The sequence below is a fragment of the Mucilaginibacter sp. UR6-11 genome, from assembly GCF_020880695.1.
In the GTDB taxonomy this organism is placed as follows: domain Bacteria; phylum Bacteroidota; class Bacteroidia; order Sphingobacteriales; family Sphingobacteriaceae; genus Mucilaginibacter.
On sequence record NZ_JAJIWO010000005.1, the window covers coordinates 20,992 to 42,572 of the forward strand.

Annotated in this window: 12 protein-coding genes; 11 read left to right on the forward strand and 1 reads right to left on the reverse strand. The window is 41.8% G+C overall.

Annotated elements, in window-relative coordinates:
* Position 1: 1 nt before the first annotated feature.
* Positions 2–1,189 carry an ROK family protein gene (locus tag LJ658_RS12665; RefSeq protein ID WP_230546886.1) on the reverse strand — a complete coding sequence of 396 codons (1,188 nt, stop codon included), beginning with the start codon at positions 1,187–1,189 and terminating at the stop codon, positions 2–4.
* A 485-nt stretch (positions 1,190–1,674) separates the two neighbouring features.
* Here LJ658_RS12665 and LJ658_RS12670 point away from each other — a divergent pair, with 485 nt between their 5' ends.
* The 11 genes from LJ658_RS12670 (at position 1,675) to LJ658_RS12720 (ending at position 21,548) form a co-directional block, all read left to right on the forward strand.
* A complete protein-coding gene (locus tag LJ658_RS12670; protein ID WP_230546887.1) occupies positions 1,675–3,222 on the forward strand; it encodes a bifunctional GNAT family N-acetyltransferase/carbon-nitrogen hydrolase family protein in 1,548 nt (515 codons plus the stop codon).
* A 273-nt stretch (positions 3,223–3,495) separates the two neighbouring features.
* Complete coding sequence (locus LJ658_RS12675; RefSeq protein WP_230546888.1) at positions 3,496–4,884, forward strand: SGNH/GDSL hydrolase family protein; 1,389 nt, start codon at positions 3,496–3,498, stop codon at positions 4,882–4,884.
* A gap of 6 nt (positions 4,885–4,890) precedes the next feature.
* Positions 4,891–7,440 (forward strand): glycoside hydrolase family 38 C-terminal domain-containing protein, encoded by a 2,550-nt coding sequence (locus LJ658_RS12680; RefSeq protein WP_230546889.1) that lies wholly within the window; start codon positions 4,891–4,893, stop codon positions 7,438–7,440.
* A gap of 258 nt (positions 7,441–7,698) precedes the next feature.
* Complete coding sequence (locus tag LJ658_RS12685) at positions 7,699–9,090, forward strand: SGNH/GDSL hydrolase family protein (RefSeq protein WP_230546890.1); 1,392 nt, start codon at positions 7,699–7,701, stop codon at positions 9,088–9,090.
* A 27-nt stretch (positions 9,091–9,117) separates the two neighbouring features.
* Positions 9,118–9,936, forward strand: a complete 819-nt coding sequence (locus LJ658_RS12690; protein WP_370632980.1) for an alpha/beta hydrolase — start codon at positions 9,118–9,120, stop codon at positions 9,934–9,936.
* A 291-nt stretch (positions 9,937–10,227) separates the two neighbouring features.
* Positions 10,228–11,976 carry a RagB/SusD family nutrient uptake outer membrane protein gene (locus tag LJ658_RS12695; protein WP_230546892.1) on the forward strand — a complete coding sequence of 583 codons (1,749 nt, stop codon included), beginning with the start codon at positions 10,228–10,230 and terminating at the stop codon, positions 11,974–11,976.
* 16 nt (positions 11,977–11,992) lie between these two features.
* Positions 11,993–12,436, forward strand: coding sequence for a DUF5004 domain-containing protein (locus tag LJ658_RS12700; RefSeq protein WP_230546893.1), 444 nt, complete (start codon positions 11,993–11,995; stop codon positions 12,434–12,436).
* Positions 12,437–12,458: 22 nt separating this feature from the next.
* On the forward strand, positions 12,459–13,457 hold the full coding sequence (locus tag LJ658_RS12705) for a DUF4961 domain-containing protein (protein WP_230546894.1): 999 nt from the start codon (positions 12,459–12,461) through the stop codon (positions 13,455–13,457).
* Positions 13,458–13,604: 147 nt separating this feature from the next.
* Positions 13,605–16,646: a SusC/RagA family TonB-linked outer membrane protein gene (locus LJ658_RS12710; RefSeq protein WP_370633057.1), complete on the forward strand. Its 3,042-nt coding sequence runs from the start codon at positions 13,605–13,607 to the stop codon at positions 16,644–16,646.
* Between the two features lie 26 nt (positions 16,647–16,672).
* On the forward strand, positions 16,673–18,379 hold the full coding sequence (locus tag LJ658_RS12715; protein WP_230546896.1) for a RagB/SusD family nutrient uptake outer membrane protein: 1,707 nt from the start codon (positions 16,673–16,675) through the stop codon (positions 18,377–18,379).
* Between the two features lie 34 nt (positions 18,380–18,413).
* A complete protein-coding gene (locus LJ658_RS12720) occupies positions 18,414–21,548 on the forward strand; it encodes a TonB-dependent receptor (RefSeq protein ID WP_230546897.1) in 3,135 nt (1,044 codons plus the stop codon).
* Positions 21,549–21,581 lie beyond the last annotated feature (33 nt).

The following is a 21,581-nucleotide window of genomic DNA, read 5'->3' on the forward strand; positions in this document are numbered from 1 at the left end:
TTTAATTAAAATTGCAATTTTCTATTACCAGCGTGGCCGCACCCAAAAGTTCGGCATTGGTGGCTACTGTAGATACCCGTATTTCCGTCTGCTCAGCTAGCCAGGGTATACAAAACTCATTGATAGCCTGTTGAATGGGCGCCATTAGTATTTTTCCGGCTATAGCCCCTCGTCCGCTTAATACAATCAGCGTTGGGTTCATAATATGTATTAATGTTGATATCCCTTTACCAATCAAAAAAGCCGCGTCAGACAGAACAGACACAGCCAGTGGATCACCAGATTTAGCAGCATTAAGGAAGTGATCAACAGGCAGCCCGCCTGTTGTTTTATACACCTGTTCCATGCTTGAACTTACACCTGAGTCCATTTCTGACTTAGCCCGGTCTATCATGAAGACCAGCGAAGAATCCACTTCCAGACAGCCACGTTTACCACAAGAACAAATTTTATTGCTTTGCGATAAAGGGATATGACTAAATTCACCAGCATACCCACTATGCCCGCGAAAAAGGCTGCCATTAACAATCATGCCTAAACCAATACCCCAGCCAATGTTTACGACAAGTACATCTTTCAAATCCTTGCCGGAACCAAATTTCTGCTCGGCTAGAGCTATTAAACTCGAGTCGTTGTCAATAAAAACAGGCAAACCCAGCTCTGCGCTCAGGTGATCTTTTAGCGTAACCTTGCCTTCAAGCTTAAAAAAGGTGTGATTGACACCCTTGACAGCACTTACAAAACCAGGCATGCCTATACCTATCCCCAATATTTGGTTCAATGAGATCCCCGATCGTGCTATATAATCTTTCAAAAAGGCAATGAATCTTTCTGTAAGCTCCGGCGTTTCAACTAACACCAGTTCCCGCTTTTCTAACCCTACCTTAACATTATTTGCCAGATCATAAATAACAATCTGCGTAACCATCTGATCTACAGCTACGGCAACAATGTAACGCTGTTTATCCGCATTTAACTGAAAGGAAGACGCCCTTCTTCCACCGGTTGAGGCGGCTAATCCATTTTCGTGTATGTACCCATCTTCAATCAGACCGTTAACCGTGGTAGCTACCAATGGTAAACTTTTTTTCGCACAATGGCTTAACTCGGCTAATGTAAGCCGGTTATTGTAGTAAAAATGTTTAATGAGCACGTTACGCAGTAAGTGCTGTTTCTTTTGAACACTCATAATTGGTTAAGTAAACTTAATATTATTTTTTTGTTAAAACAAAAACTTATTAATAATATTTAAAAGTTTATCAAAGTTCTGGTTTAATATTAAATCTATCCATCGGTAGGATGACTAACTTTTTTGGTGGTGGAGACAGTCAAAAACAATATTATTCAGTATAGGGGATATTATTTGAGGTTACATTACAAGGCTATGATGGTCTTAACAATTACGGAATTTTACTATCGTCAATTTTATAAGTTCCGGGACATCCTGAAAGAAAGTAGCATCAGCATCACCTGTAATGGAGTGAATGACACAGCGTGGATTTATTTAACTTTCTAAATTATTCACATTTATCAGATATAATATGCCCTAAAAAGCATTGAATTTTTTTCTTACCGGCCTGCAAATTGATAAAATCACTGGCATGATGAAACTTTTACTGTTATAATCTCTTTAGTGTAAACAAGGACTAAAAATGAACCTTCGGACTAAAACAAATGGAAAAGGAAACAAAGAATGACGATTTAAAAATAGAACTGCGAACCCTGACTAAGGATGATTACCTTGGCTTAAGAGCCTCGATGATAGAAGCCTATTCAGAATGGGAGGGAGCATCCTCTTGGGGCGAAAGTCATATCAGCAAACTGGTTGAACTATTTCCAGAAGGGCAGATTTGTATCCTGGTTAACGGCCATATTGCTGGCTGCGCTCTATCTTTGATCGTTGATTATGAGCAGTTCGGAGATAATCATACTTACGCACAAATTACAGGTAATTATACTTTTTCAACCTATGATGAAAAAGGTGATGTTTTGTACGGAATTGATTTTTTTGTACACCCTGATTTCCGGGGAATGCGCATTGGCAGGCGCCTTTATGACGCGCGCAAAGAGATCTGCGAGCGGCATAATCTGCGTGCTATTATTGCCGGCGGACGAATTCCCAAATATAAAGACTACGCCGATAAGCTGACCCCCAAAGTCTATTTAGAAAAGGTGAAAGGTAAAGAAATTCATGACCCAACCCTGTCTTTCCAGTTGGCGAATGACTTTCACGTGCGCAAAATTTTAAAAGGTTACCTGCCCGGCGATACCCAATCGCTGGAATATGCATCGTTATTGGAATGGAACAACATTTATTACAATGAAGAAGCCGCGCATATTAATTCAAAAAAGTCTATTATTCGCTTGGGGCTGGTTCAATGGCAAATGCGGCCTTTCCCCAATATGGAGTCTTTGTGTGAGCAGATCGAATTTTTCGTCGATGTAATCAGCGACTATCAGAGCGATTTTGTTTTGTTCCCCGAACTCTTCAATGCGCCGCTAATGACCGCTTATAATCATCTGAGCGGAGCGGAAGCGATGCGCGAGATAGCCAATTTCACGATACCCCTCCGGGATAAGTTCATGGAATACGCCATTAGCTACAATATCAATATCATTACCGGCAGCATGCCATTTTTAGAAAACGGGGTGCTACTTAATGTCGGTTACCTTTGCCGGCGGGACGGCTCGTATGAGATGTATCGTAAGATACACCTTACACCGGCCGAAAAAAGCGCCTGGGGTATGGTAGGTGGCGATACCATCGCAACCTATGATACCGATTGCGGAAAGATCGGTGTTTTGATTTGCTATGATGTCGAGTTTCCCGAACTTCCGCGCATATTGGCCGATGAAGGAATGCAGATTTTGTTCGTGCCCTTTATGACGGATACCCAGAATGGCTACACCCGTGTGCGCAGCTGCGCACAAGCCAGGGCAATTGAAAATGAATGTTATGTCGCTATAGCAGGTAGTGTAGGTAATTTGCCTAAAGTACACAATATGGATATCCAGTACGCACAATCGGCCGTTTTTACCCCTTCTGATTTTTCATTTCCAAGTAACGGGATCAAAGCAGAAGCTACGCCGAATACCGAAACGACACTAATCGCGGATGTTGATGTAGATTTGTTGAAAGAACTCCACAACTTCGGTTCGGTAAGAAACCTAAAGGACCGGCGGCCCGATATTTATAAACTAATTAATAAAGGCAGGAAATAATTATTTAGGCTAATTTTCGGTAGCACGATTAATATTGGGGGGCTGTCTTTTAGGCTGGCTTCCTAAAAAATTGGCCGCGTTCATATAAATTGACCTAATAATTCAATTTTATGCTTGAAATAGCAAATCAATAGCCTGCTTTTACAACGATAATAATTCACTGTACAAAGGTGCCCTCTTCCGAAAAGGCTGCGGTAAGTGTATGCCACACTGCTATGAGATCAAAAATAAATTATATTAGCTAAATCAATTTAGCTTTAATAGATTTGTAGGATGAAGAGAAGCTTATCCAACTTGTTTTTATTTTTTTGTTTAATAGCAACTGCCAGGGCCCAAAATGTTCAACCTTTTCACCAGGGCGACCGGGTGGTTTTTACCGGTAATAGTATTACAGATGGCGGCCATTATCATTCTTACATCTGGTTGTATTATTTAACCCATTACCCATACAGGCGTATCACTGTCTTTAATGCCGGAATCGGAGGCGACGTAGCACAACAAATATTTGAAAGGCTGGATAGCGATGTCTTTGCCCATAAGCCCACGGTGATGACGCTTACCTTTGGCATGAATGATACCGGTTATCAAAACCTTAAAGGAGATAAAGCGGATTCGGTTTATAACGCCAAAATTGCGGTTGCTCTGAAAAGCTTTGCTTTTATTAAAGCAAAACTAAGTGCGCACCCTGAAGTCAAAAAGATCATGATCTCGTCACCACCCTATGACGAAACATCTAAAATAAAAATTACCACCTTATTTAAAAAGAACGCCGCTATTTTAAAAATAGCAGCCGAACAACGAAACGCCGCAGCCATTAACAATTGGGGTTATGTAGATTTTAATGGCAGCCTGACACAGGTCAGCCTCCAGGAGCAGCAGCGTGATTCGCTGTTTACGTTTAATAATTCCGACCGTATTCATCCCACTAATGACGGACAGATGGTTATGGCATATGCGTTTTTAAAGGCCCAGGGCCTGGCAGGTGCAAAAGTGGCGGACATCGTAATTAATGCTTCCAGAAAAAGGATAGAACGTGCCGAAAACTGCCTCATCACCCGACCGGATATATCATCGGGAGTCGTCAAATTTAACTATTTGGCTTACTCGTTGCCTTACCCAACAGACACAATACCGGGTGGTTTTGGCAGGCCGCAGCGCGCGCAAGCTGAGGGTTTAAAACTAATACCCTTCACAGACGAATTTAACCAGGAACTATTACAGGTTAAAGGATTAAAGCCAAACCCGTATACGCTTAAAATTGACGGTAAAACTATTGGCACTTATACCGGCGCCAAACTTAACCATGGTATTAACCTGGCTTTAATAAAAAACACGCCGCAATACCAGCAGGCGTTGGCTATATTGCATATTAATGAAGAACGCTGGGAAATTGAGCGGCGCCTGCGCGAATATTACTGGATCCATTATTCAATACTTAAGCCCAGGGAGCTTTTGTTTAACGATGGCGACGCCACCATTGATTCGTTGCGGAAATATGCCAGGAAAGATTTTTTTGTGGCGGTAACCATGCCAACTTATCGCAAAGCAAGGTTTAAAAGTGTCCGCGAAGCCTGGCAACAGGAAATAGACACACTCACCAACCAAATGTATAAAGTTAATAAGCCGGTCACTCACCGTTTTGAAATCACCTTAATCAAATAAATAGCGATGGTAAAAAAGTCAGCTTACCTGCTTATAGTCTTATTTATTTGCCTAAACTGTGTAAAAGTTTCTGCCCAAACCGCTTATTTTATAGACGGTTATCATGGCGGGATATGGGGACATTATCCGGATTGGAACACACGGTTTATGACAGAAATGTTAAAAAAAAATCCCGGTTGGAAAATCAATATTGAACTGGAACCAGAAACCTGGGCACGGGCGAAGGTGATTGACCCGTCAGCTTATGCAGATTTTAAGGCGCTTTTTGCGGATCAGTCTTTGAAAGGAAGAATTGAGTATGTAAATCCTGCTTACGCGCAGAGTTATATGTACAATATATCTGGCGAGAGCATCATCAGGCAGTTAAGCTATGGGATGAAGATGATAAAAAGCCATTTCCCCGAAGTCGTTTTTAGCACTTATTCATCAGAAGAACCTTGTTTCACCAGTGCATTACCGCAGATATTAACTTCTTTCGGTTTTAAATACGCGTCGTTAAAAAACCCGAATACTTGTTTTGGTGGTTATACCCGGCCGCATAGCGGCGAACTGGTTAACTGGATTGGCCCTGACGGTACCCCTATAATAACTTCACCACGTTATGATGTCGAAAAACTGGCTGCCAAATCCACCTGGCAAACAATAGCCTGGAATAATTCGGCGGAATATGTTAACGAAGTACTGGCCAACGGCATAGCACACCCTATAGGGATGACATTACAGGATGCCGGTTGGAAAGGCGGTCCTTTCATCGGCGATGGTTTGCATGGTAGTATTAAAAGTGTTTATACTACCTGGCGCAACTATTTCGCTGACATAGCTGCAGGAGATGCGAGACAAAACTGGAAGGTGACGCAGGAAGACATACTGGTAAGCCTGGTTTGGGGCTCGCAGATCACCCAGCAAATTGCTCAGAAAGTAAGGATATCCGAAAATAAGTTGGTAGCCGCCGAAAAACTGAGAGCTATGGCGAAAATCTATGTCAACGCCGTATGGCCGCAGGTTGCTTTAGATTCGGCATGGCGCACGCTGTTATTATCACAACATCATGATTGCTGGATAGTACCTTACAACGGCAGGCGCGGTAATACCTGGGCTGACAAAGTAACTACCTGGACAGGAAATACCAACCGGCTGGCTGATAGCCTGACGACTGCGGCATTGATGGCTTTAAACCAGCCTCTGGTGAATGGTAATTTTATTACCGTTTACAACACTACCGCGGTTAATCGCGATGAGGTAATATCTGTAAAGCTAGCCGGCACCCGGAATTTGACTCATATGAGTTTGGTTGACGCAAACGGACAGACAGTTTCAATACAAATAACAGACAACAGCATTATTTTTAAGGCCCGTATACCATCAATAGGTTATGCGGTTTATCAGTTGTTAGATAAAGGATCGTTAACGGCAAAAGGTGCGGGTGTAAATAAATTGGCTAATGGTAATTACCAGGTAGAAACAGATTTATATAAGCTCATTATCGACCCGTGGCACGGCGGGGCGATTAAAAGCATCATCGCCAAAAAATTAAATAATAAAGAATTTGTTGATCAGTCAAACGCTCGTAGTTTTAATGAATTACGCGGCAATTTTTACAACCATGGAGGTTTTAAATCAAGTGTAGATAGCGCCGCTAAGGTAGAAATCATAGAAAACGGGCCACTGAGAATTAAAGTTTTAGTAACAGGCCACATAGCTGGTAACAATTATACACAAGTTATTTCTTTAGCTCAGGGCCAACCAAGGATCGACATTAAATTAAATATTGATTGGAAAGGCAATACTGCTATAGGTCAGGATATTAAACCGATATACAAACTTGATTTGCCTGCTAAACCTTTTTATGATGATCATTATAAGCTGCTTGCACTGTTCCCGCTAAATTTAAAGAAGCAAAAGGTTTACAAAAATGCGCCCTTTGACGTAACAGAAAGTGAATTAAAAGACACTTTTTTTAACCGCTGGGACAGCATAAAAAACAACGTAATATTAAATTGGGTAGATGTTACTGATAACAACGACCAGTATGGTATGGCGCTTTTTACAGACCACACTACAAGTTATACCCATGGTGAAGAATTCCCCTTAGGGCTTAATGTCCAGTATTCAGGTATAGGGTTATGGGGCCGTAACTATGGTATTAATGGTCCCACACAAATCAGCTACGCTTTAATACCACATGCCGGCAGATGGGACAAGGCCGGCATATGGACGGAGGGCACCAAATGGAGCGAACCGTTAATTACAGTAGTTGCCCATAAGCATCCGTTGAAAATGAGCAGATCACTGGTTAAAGTGCCGGCCGGGTATGAAGTATCCGCTATAAATTTTAATGGTAATGATATGTTGGTGCGCATTTTTAATACCGGTACGAGCGGTCAGGAAAAGTTGATTTTTGGCTGCAGGGCAACTAAAGCAATATTGACTGAACTTAATGGGAAAGAAGGGGAGGAGCTACCATTGTCACTACAGCCGCACCAGATTTCAACGACAATAGCTGTTCCAAAATTTGGAATCAGAACTATTAAACTGGTGAATGCTGTTAGCTTTTAACAGAAAAACAATAAAAAAGTTGATGGAATTAATTTGCCAAATATTTGCTAAATCGTTTTTTCTTTAATAATTTGGCCATTATTAAACCAATTATTCATACATACTGTATTTAAACGCATTTTTAATAAATACAAAAGCGTAAAAACACAACAATGTACTTTACTCGTGCGATGCAATAAAAGCAGCTGGTCATAAAAAACTGATAGTCTAAACGCCGTGTAATATTTTGAACTTATAACAAGAAGAAGAGCTAAAATTATGAGGAAACTGTTTTTGATGCTGATAGGCGGCATCGGTATTTTTTCTGCAACGCAGGCCCAAAAGGTTGCACCTTTCAAGGCAGGTGATCGTGTTGCGTTTGTCGGTAACAGCATCACTGATGGGGGGCATTATCACTCATACATCTGGCTGTATTATATGACGCATTTTCCTAATATGCGTATTACCTGTTTTAATGCAGGTATTGGCGGCGACGCAATCGGACAGATAGCCGATAGGTTTGACGATGATGTCCTGTCTAAAAAGCCAACGGTTTTAACCCTGAGCTGGGGGATGAACGATAGTGGTTATTTTGAATGGTACCGTGCAGATGCACAAGATGTATTTGATAAAAGGATGGTGACCAGCTATAAAACCTATGATCTTGTTGCAGACAAATTAAAGCAGCGGCCAGAAATTAGAACGATATTAATAGGAGGCTCGCCGTATGACGAAACCAGTAAATTTACTACCAAGAATATCTGGCCCCATAAAAGCGCCGCACTGGCCTCGATAATAGCGCACCAGGAGCAATCGGCAAAGGACAACCATTGGGCATTTGTTGATTTTTTCCACCCTATGACAGAGATCAATAAACGCTGGCAAGCCAAAGATTCAACCTTTAGCCTTACCCCGAATGACAGGGTACACCCGGATAACGACGGGCACCTGATAATGGCAGCCATTTTCCTGAAAGCACAGGGAATGGACAACAAAGCAGTGGCTGATATCAATATTAATGCTGCTAATAAAAGTGTAGTTAAAGCTGTTAACTGTAAAATAACCGGTATTACCGGCACCCCGAATACATTGGCCTTTACTTACCTGGCTAACTCGTTACCATACCCGCTTGACACGATCCCGCGTAGCTGGGGTAATCACAAAAAGCAGTCGGACGCGCTCAAGGTAATACCCTTTAACAAGGAATTTAACCAGGAAGTGTTAACAGTTAAAGGTTTAAAAAAAGGCGATTACAGCTTACTGATTGATGGCGAGAACATGGGGACCTGGTCGGCCGGTCAATTTGCCGATGGCGTTAACATGGCCGAAATTACAAATACGCCACAATATCAGCAGGCAATCCAAATTCGTGAACTAAATGAAGAACGATGGGAAATTGAGCGACGCCTGCGTATGTATATCTGGATGGAATATGATTTTTTAAAAGGTAAGAACCTCTTATATAATGATAGTAACGCCGCTATGGATACAGTAAAAAAATACGCAGTGAGAGATATTTTTGTTAATGGCAATAAAGACAACTATATGCGCGCCCGTTACAAAAGCCTGCGCGACGCCTGGCAAAAAGAGATGAACGTATTAACAGACCAGATATACGCAATTAACAAACCGCAATCACATCGTATTGAATTGGTGGCATCCGATAAATAATAAAAAGACCGATAAGAAATGAAGATCATGAAATTTATGATTCTGGTATTATTTTGTTTTTGTTTATATAGCAGAACAAGCGCGGCCACTATAGATACTGCATTTACCCACAGTATCGCAATGCATAAAGATATTAAAGCAGTTGTTATAAAACCTGATGATTATGCTACGGGTAAAAGGTTCCCGGTGATATACCTGCTTCATGGCTTCAGCGGAAACTATAGCGACTGGATAAAAAAAGCACCTTCAATTGCCTATCTGGCCGATAACTACCAGCTAATTATTGTTTGTCCAGATGGTAATTTTTCAGGTTGGTATTTTGACAGTCCGGTTAATAGTAAGTGGAAATATGAAACCTATATTGCCGGCGAACTGGTAAATTATATAGATAAACATTACGCTACGTTAGCCGATAATAAACACCGGGCAATAACGGGCCTTAGCATGGGTGGGCATGGCGCACTTTTTTTAGCGTTTAAACATCAGGATGTTTTTGGCGCAGCAGGTAGTATGAGCGGCGGGGTAGATATCAGGCAGTTTCCGGATAGTTTTGGTATAGAACAGGTACTTGGTAAATACAGCCAGTATCCCGAAAGGTGGGAGCAGAACAGCGTGGTTAATATGCTTTATTTGCTAAAACCTAATGCTCTCGCTATAACATTTGATTGCGGGTATGATGATATGATGTATGCTTCAAATCAGGAACTTCACCAAAACTTACTGCAACGAAAAATCCCTCATGATTATACCATAAGACCCGGCGGCCACTCCTGGGAATATTGGAGCAACTCCATAAATTACCAGGTATTGTTTTTTAGCAGATACTTTAAAACCGGACATTCATAATGCCGCTATTTATTAAGGATTTCATGATAAAGGTTTTTAAAATTTATTATTCTGATAAAGAATCTTAGTCGTCAATTAGAATATTTAAATTATAAAAAAAAGAGTAAAATAATTTGCTAAATCGTTTTTATGATCTATATTAGCACTATATAAATACCAGTTATATAAACCAATTATTGATATTTCGGTTATCGCAAGTCAAGCTGCACAATTCAAAGAATTGCTAAAACGATTTTTGTATTTAGCAGCGGCTGTCGTTGATTAAATATTATATTTTAATAAACCTAGTATATGAAGAGAATTTACTTTCAGGTGGTTGCGTATTCATCCTTAGTAATCGTGTGTTTTTTTACATCGTGCAAAAAGGACGGCTTTTTAGGGCAAACGCAAACATCAAATTTAAACCAGACCACCGTTTTTGCCGATAGTGCCAACACGGTAGCCTTTTTATCCAATATCTACGCCAACGTAGGATTCAGCGCATCGGCCAGCAGGTTTACTTATGGGCCTCCACTGGCTCCGATACCGAATGGTGGTATAGATGCCTCTTCTGATGAAGCTGAAGTTTATAACTCTGGTGGTTCCACAGCCCTGGCATGGGAAACAGGCACTATTAACCCCGCCGTCGTAACAGATGATGCCTATAAAATATCATATATAAACATCAGGTCGGTTAACCAGTTGTTAAAAAATCTGCCGAAAGCGCCCATCAACGCTTTTGTAAAAACCCAGATGAAGGCCGAGGCCCGCTTTCTGCGTGCCTGGTATTACGCCATCCTGTTAAAACATTATGGGGGTATACATTTAGTTGGTGACAGTATCTATACCTATACCGAGAATATACCAACTACCCGGAATACCTATGAAGAATGTGTAAACTACATTGTATCAGAATGTGATGCCGCCGGCCAGGACCTGCCTTTTACACAGTCTGGTGTTAACTATGGCCGGGCGTCCCAGGGTGCATGTATGGCACTAAAGGCGCGTGTTTTATTATATGCAGCTAGCCCGCTATTTAATCAGGCGCCATTAAAGGGTACAAAGAATGATGCGATATTGGGTTATACTGCTTACAGTAAGGAAAGGTGGAAGGCAGCGGAAGACGCTGCGCTCGCGGTAATCAGCAAAAATGCTTACAGTTTATATATTGATAACAGCACCCCAGGAATAGGCTTTCGCGACCTGTTTACAATGCGCTATAATAAAGAGTATATTTTTCAGCTAATGCGCCCAACAGGTAACTCGGACCTAGAAGCGTTGTTTGATCCGCCATCACGCACCGGCTCTCATGGCGCGTTTCCACTGCAGGGTTTGGTAGATGCTTTTCCGATGAGCAACGGTAAGGCCATTACAGATCCAACCTCGGGGTATGACCCGCAAAATCCTTATCTGCATCGCGACCCGCGGTTAGATTTTACAGTGATCCACGACCAAACACCATTGCAAAACCGCCTGGCATCAGGCACATCGCCCATTAATATTTACCAGGGTACGTTTAACGGAGTAAGTACCGGCCCGGATGCAGTGCATGTGGGTACTTCAACCGGTTATTATGTCAATAAAATGTTATCGCCAACGGCAGTATCCCAGGACTTTTTGCATGTTACGGACAGGGTATTGCCATTGATCCGCTACGCAGAAGTGCTGCTTAACTATGCCGAAGCAGCAAATGAATACGAAGGTTCGACTGCACAGGTATATCAGGCTGTTGAAGCTATACGCCAGCGTGCCGGTCTTGTACCTTATCAACTGCCTGCAGGCTTAAGCCAAAGTGATATGCGTTTAGCTATTCAAAACGAGCGCAGGATAGAACTTGCCTTTGAAGAACACCGTTTTTGGGATGTCAGACGCTGGAAAATTGCTGAACAGACTGATAATATTCAAACAAAAGGAATGCAGGTCGACCGTAACGGTAATGCTGTAACTTATACCATTTTTGATGTACGCAAAAGAAATTTCCGTACAGCTATGTACTTATGGCCTTTGCCGCAAACCGAAGTGGCAAAATCGCCTTCACTTATACAAAACCCAGGTTATTAACAGGAAAAATTATTACATGGAAACGAATTACAAAATCAGGCATTTGTCATTATTGCTGATTATGGCAGTGGTGTTGTTAGCATCAGCCTGCAAAACAGAAAAGGTATTACCGCAAAAAGAAGCTTTAAAAGATATTAGCGGCAACTGGCAGGTAATAAAAGCTACCCGTAATGGAACCGATTTAACTGCTATAGTCGATTTTAGTCAGTTCAGGCTTAATTTCACTAATGGTAATTATACATTGCAAAATAAGCTGCCGTTTCTGGTAGATCAAAACGGATCTTTTTCGCTTGATGATCCACAATATCCCTACAAAATCACATTTATTGCTACGGGTAAACAACCGGTTTCAACAGCATTTACTTATCCCATTGTAAATGGCAAAAGGCAGCTGAGCCTGACATTTAGCCCGGGCTGTGCTAATAATAGTTATATATACGTGCTACAACAGGTGAATTAAATCTTAACAGAAAAACGAAATTATGAGATCATATTTATATATAAAAGGGAAAGCGTTGTGGAGGGTATGTGCCTGCCTGTTATTGGGTATTGTGCTGGCTTGCTGCGGCGAAATAATAACTGGCGTTGATCAGCCGGCTACTGCTACCGTTGGTTCTACAATAGATATTACTGTACATATTGATATACCTACCGTAGGCAATGGCGGCCCCGATAACTTAATATTGGGTATACTGGTGCCAAAGGGCTGGAAAGCTGCGCAAAATACAACCATTAATTATACCAGCCCATTGGGGAGTGGCACCATGACTTTAGTGCCAGACGCGTCGCTACCAAAAAACGGTAATGGCCTGACATGGTCGGCCTATATGAAAAAAACTTTTGGTATTGGTGGCAACCTTATCGACGATATGGAGTGGGTGGCTTATCAAACTGACAAGGCCTATTCACATAACGGATCTGAAATTAAAGGTGATCTGCAGATAAAAATGAAAGTAGGCGCCGACGGTAACAACACGCGGGTAAAATTAGGCTATGTTATAACAGATACCGGAAATGGTTTTGTAAGCGACAGTAACGGTACTTATTACAGCGAAGTAATAACCCCATGTTTTGAACTTACCGGTGCCAGCGGCGACATCATAGATTTTTGTAATCCGCAATTAACAGTTATTGATCCACCAAAATCACTGGATAACGATTTTATAACATTAACTTTTGATGGTACCATAGTGGCTACACCAGTAAGCGGTGAAACAGAGCTTTATCTGTGCGCCACAGCCTATACCAGTGATGGTAAAACTATCTCGGTGTGCGAGCAAACAGCAAAAACGCTGATGAAACAAACTACCGCCACCAGCAAGAAGTACCAGATCACCTTTTGGCCCCGTTCGTTTTTTGGTCTACAGGATAGCCAGACTATTATCCGGATGGAATATTTTGTAACCAATAAAACAAATACAGCAAAAGTCGGCTATGGCAATACTTTAGCCCCGTTTGTTTATACATTTAAATGCAGTTAAAAAGCTAATAATCAATTGACTAGTGCTTTTTATAGTACGATTCGATTGCTAAAACGATATTTTAATTTTTGCCAACAATTTAAACTTTATACTATGGCTAATTGCTACATAAAGAAATATTTCATGGTTATCGTGATATTGACGCTAATGCTGGCCAAAACCAGTTATGCATCAGCACATAATAGCCCGGGCTGGGGTAAAACCGTGCCGGATACGGTCAGCGGTGTTGTACTGGATGAATATGGTAACCCCCTAAAAGGTGTTAGCGTTACCGTAAAAGGCAGCCCCGATTTCGTAACTACTAATGCAAGCGGTCGGTTTGTTATTAATGCCGCCGTAAATAATGTCCTGATGTTTAATTATCCAAATTACAATGTAACAGAAGTTGTTGTTAAAAATAACAAAGGCCTTACGGTACGTTTAATCGATAGTTATTTAAAATCGCCCGAGAAAATAAATATTCTATATGGCACCGCTTTCACCTCAAAAAATATAGGGGCCATATCAACTGTTTATACTAATCAGCTAACTACTACACCGGCTACCTTGTATACTTATGCTTTGCCGGGTCAGCTATCGGGCTTGTATACCCAGCAGATAAGCGGTTTTGCGGCACCGCAAACAACCGGGCAAACGCATGCTGATTTTATAGGAAACGTAGTTAACCACAATAACTATTCAGAAAACGATAACACAGAATTTTTTCTTTCTTTAAGAGGGCAGGCGCCGATAACAGTGATTGATGGTGTACAGCGCGAAATATCTTCGCTTGATCCGGAAAGTATTGAGTCAATATCTGTTTTAAAAGATGGTTTGTCTAATATACTTTTGGGTATCAACAGCTCAAGGGGCGTGTTGCTGGTTACTACCAAACGGGCACAGGCAGGCCCGCCGCGTATATCATTTACCGCTCAATACGGGATGCAGCAATCGCTTGGTTTGCCTACACCGCTATCTGCCTATCAGTATGCTTATCTGTATAATGAGGCCTTACAGAACGATGCTAAACTGCCAATTTACAGCAGCTCCGACTTTAATGCTTACCGCAACCATACCGACCCAAATCGCCATCCGGATGTGAATTGGTTTAAAACTATCCTCCGTGATAATTCTCCGATGACCAGTTATAAGCTGAATGTTAATGGCGGATCTGATATTGCACGCTACAGTGTGTCTTTAAATTATTTAGATCAGGCCGGCATATTTAAAACAGATGCTTCAGTACCGTATAACACCAATAACGATCTTAACCGGTATATTATTAACTCTGATCTTTCGGTTAACGTAACAAAAAAATTCAACGTAGACCTGCAATTGTTTGGCCGCATACAGCAAGCCACCCAACCCGGACCGGGATATAACAGTATTTTAAGTACGTTATTTACAACACCCAATAATGCGTACCCGGTTTATAATCTAAATGGCTCATTTGCCGGTACCACCAACTTTACTAATAACCTGCTGGCGCAGACAGAGTTCTCCGGCTATCAGCGTACCAGTAGTAATGATGTGCTGGCTAACCTTGATCTTAAATATGATATGAGCAGTGTAACGCCGGGTTTATCAGCAATAGGTAAAAGCAACCTGTCATTTTCGTCGCAAAGCGTAATAAACAGGGGGCTACAAAATAATGCCTATCTTATTAAGGCTGATAGCACCTACTCGGCTGTTGGCACACCGGTTGCGCAGGCCAATGCTTTTGGCAGCGTATCAAGCGCCAGGTATTTTTACGCACAGGGAGCTTTAAATTATGACAGGCAATTCGGTAAACATAATATTACCGGCATGCTGTTTTATGACACCCGTTCTGTCACCTTAAATTATGATCTGACCGCTGTAACAACTAACCGGGCTTTAAAGGCCGGTTACAATTACGATGATAAATATTTTGTGGAAGCCGCAGTTAACTACAGTGGTTACAACAGATACCCTCCGCATAACCAAAATGGCTGGTTCTACGCGGGCGGCCTGGGTTGGCAAATGGGTAAAGAAGATTTTATTAAAAATAACTTTAGTGGTATTAATTCCTGGAAATGGCGGGCCGATTACGCCCGTACCGGAAATGCCAATGTCGATAATTTCGGTTATTACAACTTTTTGCAAACTTATAGCGCATCAAATGGATATGTTTACTCTACAGGTAACAGCAGGGCGCCTGTACAGGGATATAGCGAGAACGCGTTGGCTAACCCGCTTATCAGTTGGGAAAAAGCCGACAAGATTGATATAGGTACAGATATAGCTTTCGGGAGCAATCACTTCAAGATCAATGCCGATTATTACCATGACAGGTACAGCGACCTGTTACAAATAAGAGGTAACAGTATAGCTTTATTGGGTATTCCTTATTCTGCCGAAAACCTGGGTATTAATTTAGTACAGGGCGGCGAGTTAAGCCTTACCTACCAAAATAATATTGGTAACTTTAATTACTTTTTAACCGGTAATGGTTCTATACAATCAACCAAGATCATTTTTAGTGATGAAGAGCCGTCTCCTTACCCATGGTTGCGTCATACCGGTAATTCGCCGGGCGCTATCTACGGCTATACCGCAATAGGTTTCTTTAAAGACGCCAATGATGCTGCAACCAGTGCTACTACAACCGGTTATACCGCCCAGGCAGGTGATGTAAAATATAAGGATCTTAATAATGATCACGTTATTAATCAGTTTGACATCTCCAATATCGGCAATAACAAACCGCTTATTTATTACGGGTTTTCATCCGGATTTAGCTACAAGGGTTTTAGCCTTAGTTTTATTATTCAAGGGGTAGGCAACAGGCAAATATTATACAACAACCCAATTGTTAATGGGTTCGAAGGTATCGGCTTCCTGGGTTTAACTTATGCGGGACAGGGCTACGAGGCTTTGACCGGCAGGTGGACGCCTGAAACTGCCAATACCGCCACTTTGCCGCGGCTGTCTTTAGGCAACGCTAATAACACAGCAAACTCAACACTATTTCTGCGTAACGGTAATTATTTAAGATTAAAGAATGCCGAGATCGGTTACAATATTCCTTACAGCTTTGCAAAAAAATTACGCCTATCAGGTATAAGAGTTTTTGCTAACGGAGAGAACCTGGCGACGCTCTATGGCTATAAAGGGATTGATCCTGAGGTTTACGGTATTGCCTATCCAATTCAGCGGGTTTTTAATGCTGGTATTAACATTAAGCTTTAATTTTTGCCATCTATAAATATAAGATCATGAAAAATTATAAAAATATTATAGCAATCACCGCATTAATATTGGCAATTGCCGGTTGCAAAAAGTACGAGCAGTTCCCGGTAGATAAAGTGACCATTAATTATGTTTTCGACAGCAAGGATTCTTTAGGATCTAATGCCCAAAAGTATTTGTTTAACATTTATGGCTTTTTAAAGAATGGCCATAACAGAGTTGGCAACGATTACCTGGATGCCGCCAGCGATGACGCTATTTCATCAGCCTCATCGTCAACAAACGTAGTTACTATATTGGCGACAGGTGCTTACAATTCTTATTCATTACCGGCTGATGAAAATCTTTGGGCCTATTATTATGCAGGTATACGCGACGCAAATGAATTTGTTACCAATATTGGCGTGGTACCTGTAATGGCCAAATACAACGGCTATTCAATGAAATATGTTTGGAAAAGCGAGGCCCGGTTTTTAAGAGCCATGTTTTACTTTGAACTGGTAAAGCGTTATGGAGGTGTACCTTTATTGGGTGACAAAGTTTTTAAAATATCTGATAACGTTGCTCTTCCCCGCAATTCGTTTGACGATTGCATAAAATACATTACCAGCGAATGTGATGCTATAAAGGATTCGCTGTTGGTTGCTCCGATTGCTGACCCTAATGCCGATAGCCATCGCCCGACAAAAGGAAGCGCCATGGCTTTAAAGGCAAGGGTATTGCTATATGCTGCCAGCCCACTGTTTAACGGCGGTAATATTGACGCAGCAAACCCGCTAACCGGTTATACCAACTTTAGTGCAGGCAGGTGGGCCGCCGCAGCAGCGGCAGCCAAAGATGTGATGAACCTGGGTAGCTATTCATTACTGTCAAACTTTAAAGATGTATTCATCACTCAAAATAATTCCGAAATATTGTTTATGCGCGAGGTGGGTAATAATAATAATATCGAGACCAATAACGGGCCGGTAGGGTTTACTACCGCTGGCGGCAAGGGGCAAACAAGTCCAACGCAAGAACTGGTAAATTCTTTTCCGATGTCGAACGGCCTGCCTATAACAGATGCCGCGTCAACATACGACTCCAACAATCCATACAACAATCGCGACCCGCGATTCGCTGCTACCATAATATATAACGGTGCGCAATGGCTTAATACCCAAATTCAAACCTATGAGGGCGGCCAAAGCAAACCTAACAGTACATTGCAGCAAACCCAAACTGGTTATTATATGCGCAAGTTTATGGGCAACTTCGAAAGCGCAAACAATTATAGCTCACATAGTTCAGACTGGTTGGTGCAGCGATACGCAGATATTGTTTTAGCCTATGCCGAAGCACAAAACGAGGTTGCCGGACCGGCGCAGGACGTTTATGACGCTGTAATTAGCATTCGTAAGCGTGCCGGAATTGCTGCGGGGAGCAATGGCCTCTATGGCCTCACTGCGGGTATGAGTAAAGACCAGATGCGTGCCATTATACAAAATGAACGACGGATAGAATTTGCTTTTGAAGAGAGCCGGTACTGGGATATCCGCAGATGGAAGATTGCCGAAACGGTGATGAACAAGCCGCTTACAGGCATAAGTATAGTGAAGCAAAACGCAAATTTAACCTATAATCCGGTAACTGTTTTAACGCCTAAGTTTTTTGTACCAAAGATGTATTTGTACCCTATACCGTATGATGAAGTGTTGAAGAATCCCAATATGAAACAAAATCCCGGATGGTAATTCGTAATCAATTTAATCAATTAATTAAGCAGCTATGAGAAAAATAATACTTTTCTTTCAAATAATAATAACCTTGCTTCCGGTGGCATTGTATGCTCAAAGTACAACTATTACAGGTAGGGTACGGGATATTGCGGGTGTTTTACCCGGTGTATCTGTTGTGGAAAAAGGCATTCCGACCAATGGCGTTGTAACTGATGCCAACGGTAAATTCACCCTAACCCTGAGGGGAGAATCTAAGACAATTATAGCCAGATTTATAGGCTATACTGCGCAGGAATATAAGGTAGGCAGTTCCAATGTCGCGGATATCATTCTGCAAGCCAGCACAAATGGCCTGGATGAAGTATCTGTAATAGCTTATGGTACCAAAAAACGTATCACTAATACAGGTGCAGTAAGTTCAATATCAGCCAGCGACATACGCACTGTGCCAACTGCCAACGTGCAGAATGCTTTAACAGGTAAGCTGCCCGGATTTTTTTCTCAGCAAGGGTCCGGCCAACCGGGTAAAGATGCATCAGATTTTTACATAAGGGGCGTAAGCTCTTTAAACCCGGCAGGTAACCAGCCACTGATTATTGTGGATGATATTGAGTATAGCTATGACCAATTGCAACAAATAAATGTAAACGAAATTGAAAGTATATCTATTCTTAAAGATGCTTCTACTACTGCCGTTTATGGTATTAAAGGTGCAAACGGCGTATTGGTGGTAACCACCCGTCGTGGTAAAGGTGGCACGCCAAAAGTAAACTTAAGGGTTGAAGGCGGCGGGGCACAACCAACCAAAACACCAAAGTTTTTAGATTCTTATCAATCAGCGCTATTGATTAACGAGGCGCAAAAAAATGATGGTATACAGCAAACATTCACCCAGGCAGATCTGCAGGCATTTAAGGACGGTACAGATCCTTATGGTCATCCAAACGTTAACTGGTATGATAAGGTTTTTAAAAAATATAGCACCCAGGCCAATACCAATTTAGATATTTCGGGCGGATCTGAGGCTTTAAAATATTTCATTTCTGGTGGTGCTTTAAACCAAAATGGTTTAGTGCACGATTTTGCCGATCCGCAGAGCCTTGTTAATACCAATTACTACTTCAGGCGCTACAATTTCCGTTCAAACCTTGATCTGAAAGCCAATAAGACGCTCGATCTGCGTTTAGACGTAACTACCCGTTTTGGCGATCTGAATCAACCCTATAATGAAAATGCGGTAGGTGAAGTTTATAATTTTACCAAAGAGACACCGTTTACTGCGCCCTATTTAAACCCTAACGGAAGCTATTCATATGCTTATTCCAGTTTTAACCCTGAACATTTGCCTACGCTGAACGCCAGGCTGGCAACAGGTGGTTATCAGCATTCGCGCCGCACAGATTTTAACTTCCTGTTTGGTGCAACACAAAAATTAGATGCCATAACTGACGGGCTTTCGTTAACAGGTCGCGTGGCTTACTCCAGCATTGAGCAATTTACCAAGCAAATATTTAATGGAAGTGGTAACGGGGACGGTATTCCTGCTTATCATTATAACCCTGTTACGGGTCAATATGCATTAAGACCTGGTGCTACCTATGTTTATCAAACCTATGCTTTAACCGGTAATACTGATATTAACAGTAATAACTATAACATCCAGTTATATGCCAATTATGATCGCACTTTTAATAGCGCGCATCACTTTTCGGGATTGTTACTATTCAATCAAACCTCAAATACCTTCTTTGCACAACCGTTACTTGATGCTGCACAAGTGGGGGTGCCGCAAAAGTTCAGGGGGATATCGGGTAAAGCAGGTTATGATTACAAACAAAAATACCTTATAGATTTTAACGTAGCCTATAACGGTACTGACAGGTTTGCTGCTAACCACCGCTATGGCATTTTTCCGGCGGCAAGTGTTGGTTATAATCTTGCTAAAGAGTCTTTTTTTAACCATGCTTTACCCATCTTCAGCCTGTTTAAAATACGCGCAAGTTATGGTTTAGTGGGATCTGACGCTGCGCCGGGTAACCGTTATGTGTACAACCAGGTTTACAACCAGGGTGCGCCGTATAGCTATGGACAGTCAGCGCAGGCCTATAACACTATATCAGAGGGCGCGCTGGGTAATCCTAATGTTGTTTGGGAACGAGCCCGTAAACTGGACATGGGTTTAGATATGAACTTTTTTCAGGATAAGATATCAGTTACGGCCGATTATTTTCATGACATTCGCTACAACCAGCTGATTACGCCCGGCAGTGTGCCTGAAATACTGGGTGTAAGCCTGCCTGCCGTAAACATCGGCAAAACACAAAATCAGGGTATAGACGGGCAGATAAGCTATCATGGTAACGCTGGTAAAGTACAATACAATGCGGGCTTTGTATTCTCCTATGCAAAAAATAAAATACTGTTTGAAGACGAGGCTACGCCGGCATACCCGTATCTCGCCCGTACGGGACATGCTATCGGCCAGCAGTTTGGTTATCATTCCTTAGGTTATTATACAGCAGCGGATATCAATGAAATCACAGCTTACCGTGCTGCTCATGGTAATTCAAACACAGGTAACACAATCGCTATACCTGATAACGGCATACCATTGCAACCCGGCGATCTTAAATATCAGGACCTTAACGGGGATGGTGTGATTAATGTGTTTGACCAAAGAGCTATTGGCAGGCCCAATCTCCCTAATACTATTTTGGGGCTATCTTTGCAGGTAGCTTATAAAGGATTTAGTATGAGCGTATTAATGCAAGGCTCCTTCAATTATAGCTTTGCCGTGCTGGGCACAGGTATAGAACCTTTCCAGAGCCAGTTTCAGCCAATACACGAAGAGCGCTGGACTCCGCAAAATTCGATTAATGCCAATTTCCCGCGCTTAGGTTTGAACCCTACATCAATAAACAGCCCTACAGCTTATTTTTCTGATTACTGGTTAATAAACGCTTACTACATCAGGGTAAAAACCATAGATATTGGTTATCAGCTGCCAACAAAATTGTTACCGTTTAAAATAAATAATGCACGTGTTTATCTGAGTGCCTATAACTTATTCACTTTTGATAACTATAATAAATATCAGCAGGATCCGGAGATATCTACCAATACGGCAGGTGACGCTTACATTAACCAGCGTGTTCTTAACCTGGGGATTCAGCTTGGCTTTTAGCAACTCTTTATGTCGGGATAAGGGTTAACGTTG

Bases quoted from the DNA above. Each gene is read 5' to 3' on its own strand.
- LJ658_RS12665 (WP_230546886.1), bottom strand. From the start codon at position 1,189: ATGAGTGTTCAAAAGAAACAGCACTTACTGCGTAACGTGCTCATTAAA.
- LJ658_RS12670 (WP_230546887.1), top strand. From the start codon at position 1,675: ATGGAAAAGGAAACAAAGAATGACGATTTAAAAATAGAACTGCGAACC.
- LJ658_RS12675 (WP_230546888.1), top strand. From the start codon at position 3,496: ATGAAGAGAAGCTTATCCAACTTGTTTTTATTTTTTTGTTTAATAGCA.
- LJ658_RS12680 (WP_230546889.1), top strand. From the start codon at position 4,891: ATGGTAAAAAAGTCAGCTTACCTGCTTATAGTCTTATTTATTTGCCTA.
- LJ658_RS12685 (WP_230546890.1), top strand. From the start codon at position 7,699: ATGAGGAAACTGTTTTTGATGCTGATAGGCGGCATCGGTATTTTTTCT.
- LJ658_RS12690 (WP_370632980.1), top strand. From the start codon at position 9,118: ATGAAATTTATGATTCTGGTATTATTTTGTTTTTGTTTATATAGCAGA.
- LJ658_RS12695 (WP_230546892.1), top strand. From the start codon at position 10,228: ATGAAGAGAATTTACTTTCAGGTGGTTGCGTATTCATCCTTAGTAATC.
- LJ658_RS12700 (WP_230546893.1), top strand. From the start codon at position 11,993: ATGGAAACGAATTACAAAATCAGGCATTTGTCATTATTGCTGATTATG.
- LJ658_RS12705 (WP_230546894.1), top strand. From the start codon at position 12,459: ATGAGATCATATTTATATATAAAAGGGAAAGCGTTGTGGAGGGTATGT.
- LJ658_RS12710 (WP_370633057.1), top strand. From the start codon at position 13,605: ATGCTGGCCAAAACCAGTTATGCATCAGCACATAATAGCCCGGGCTGG.
- LJ658_RS12715 (WP_230546896.1), top strand. From the start codon at position 16,673: ATGAAAAATTATAAAAATATTATAGCAATCACCGCATTAATATTGGCA.
- LJ658_RS12720 (WP_230546897.1), top strand. From the start codon at position 18,414: ATGAGAAAAATAATACTTTTCTTTCAAATAATAATAACCTTGCTTCCG.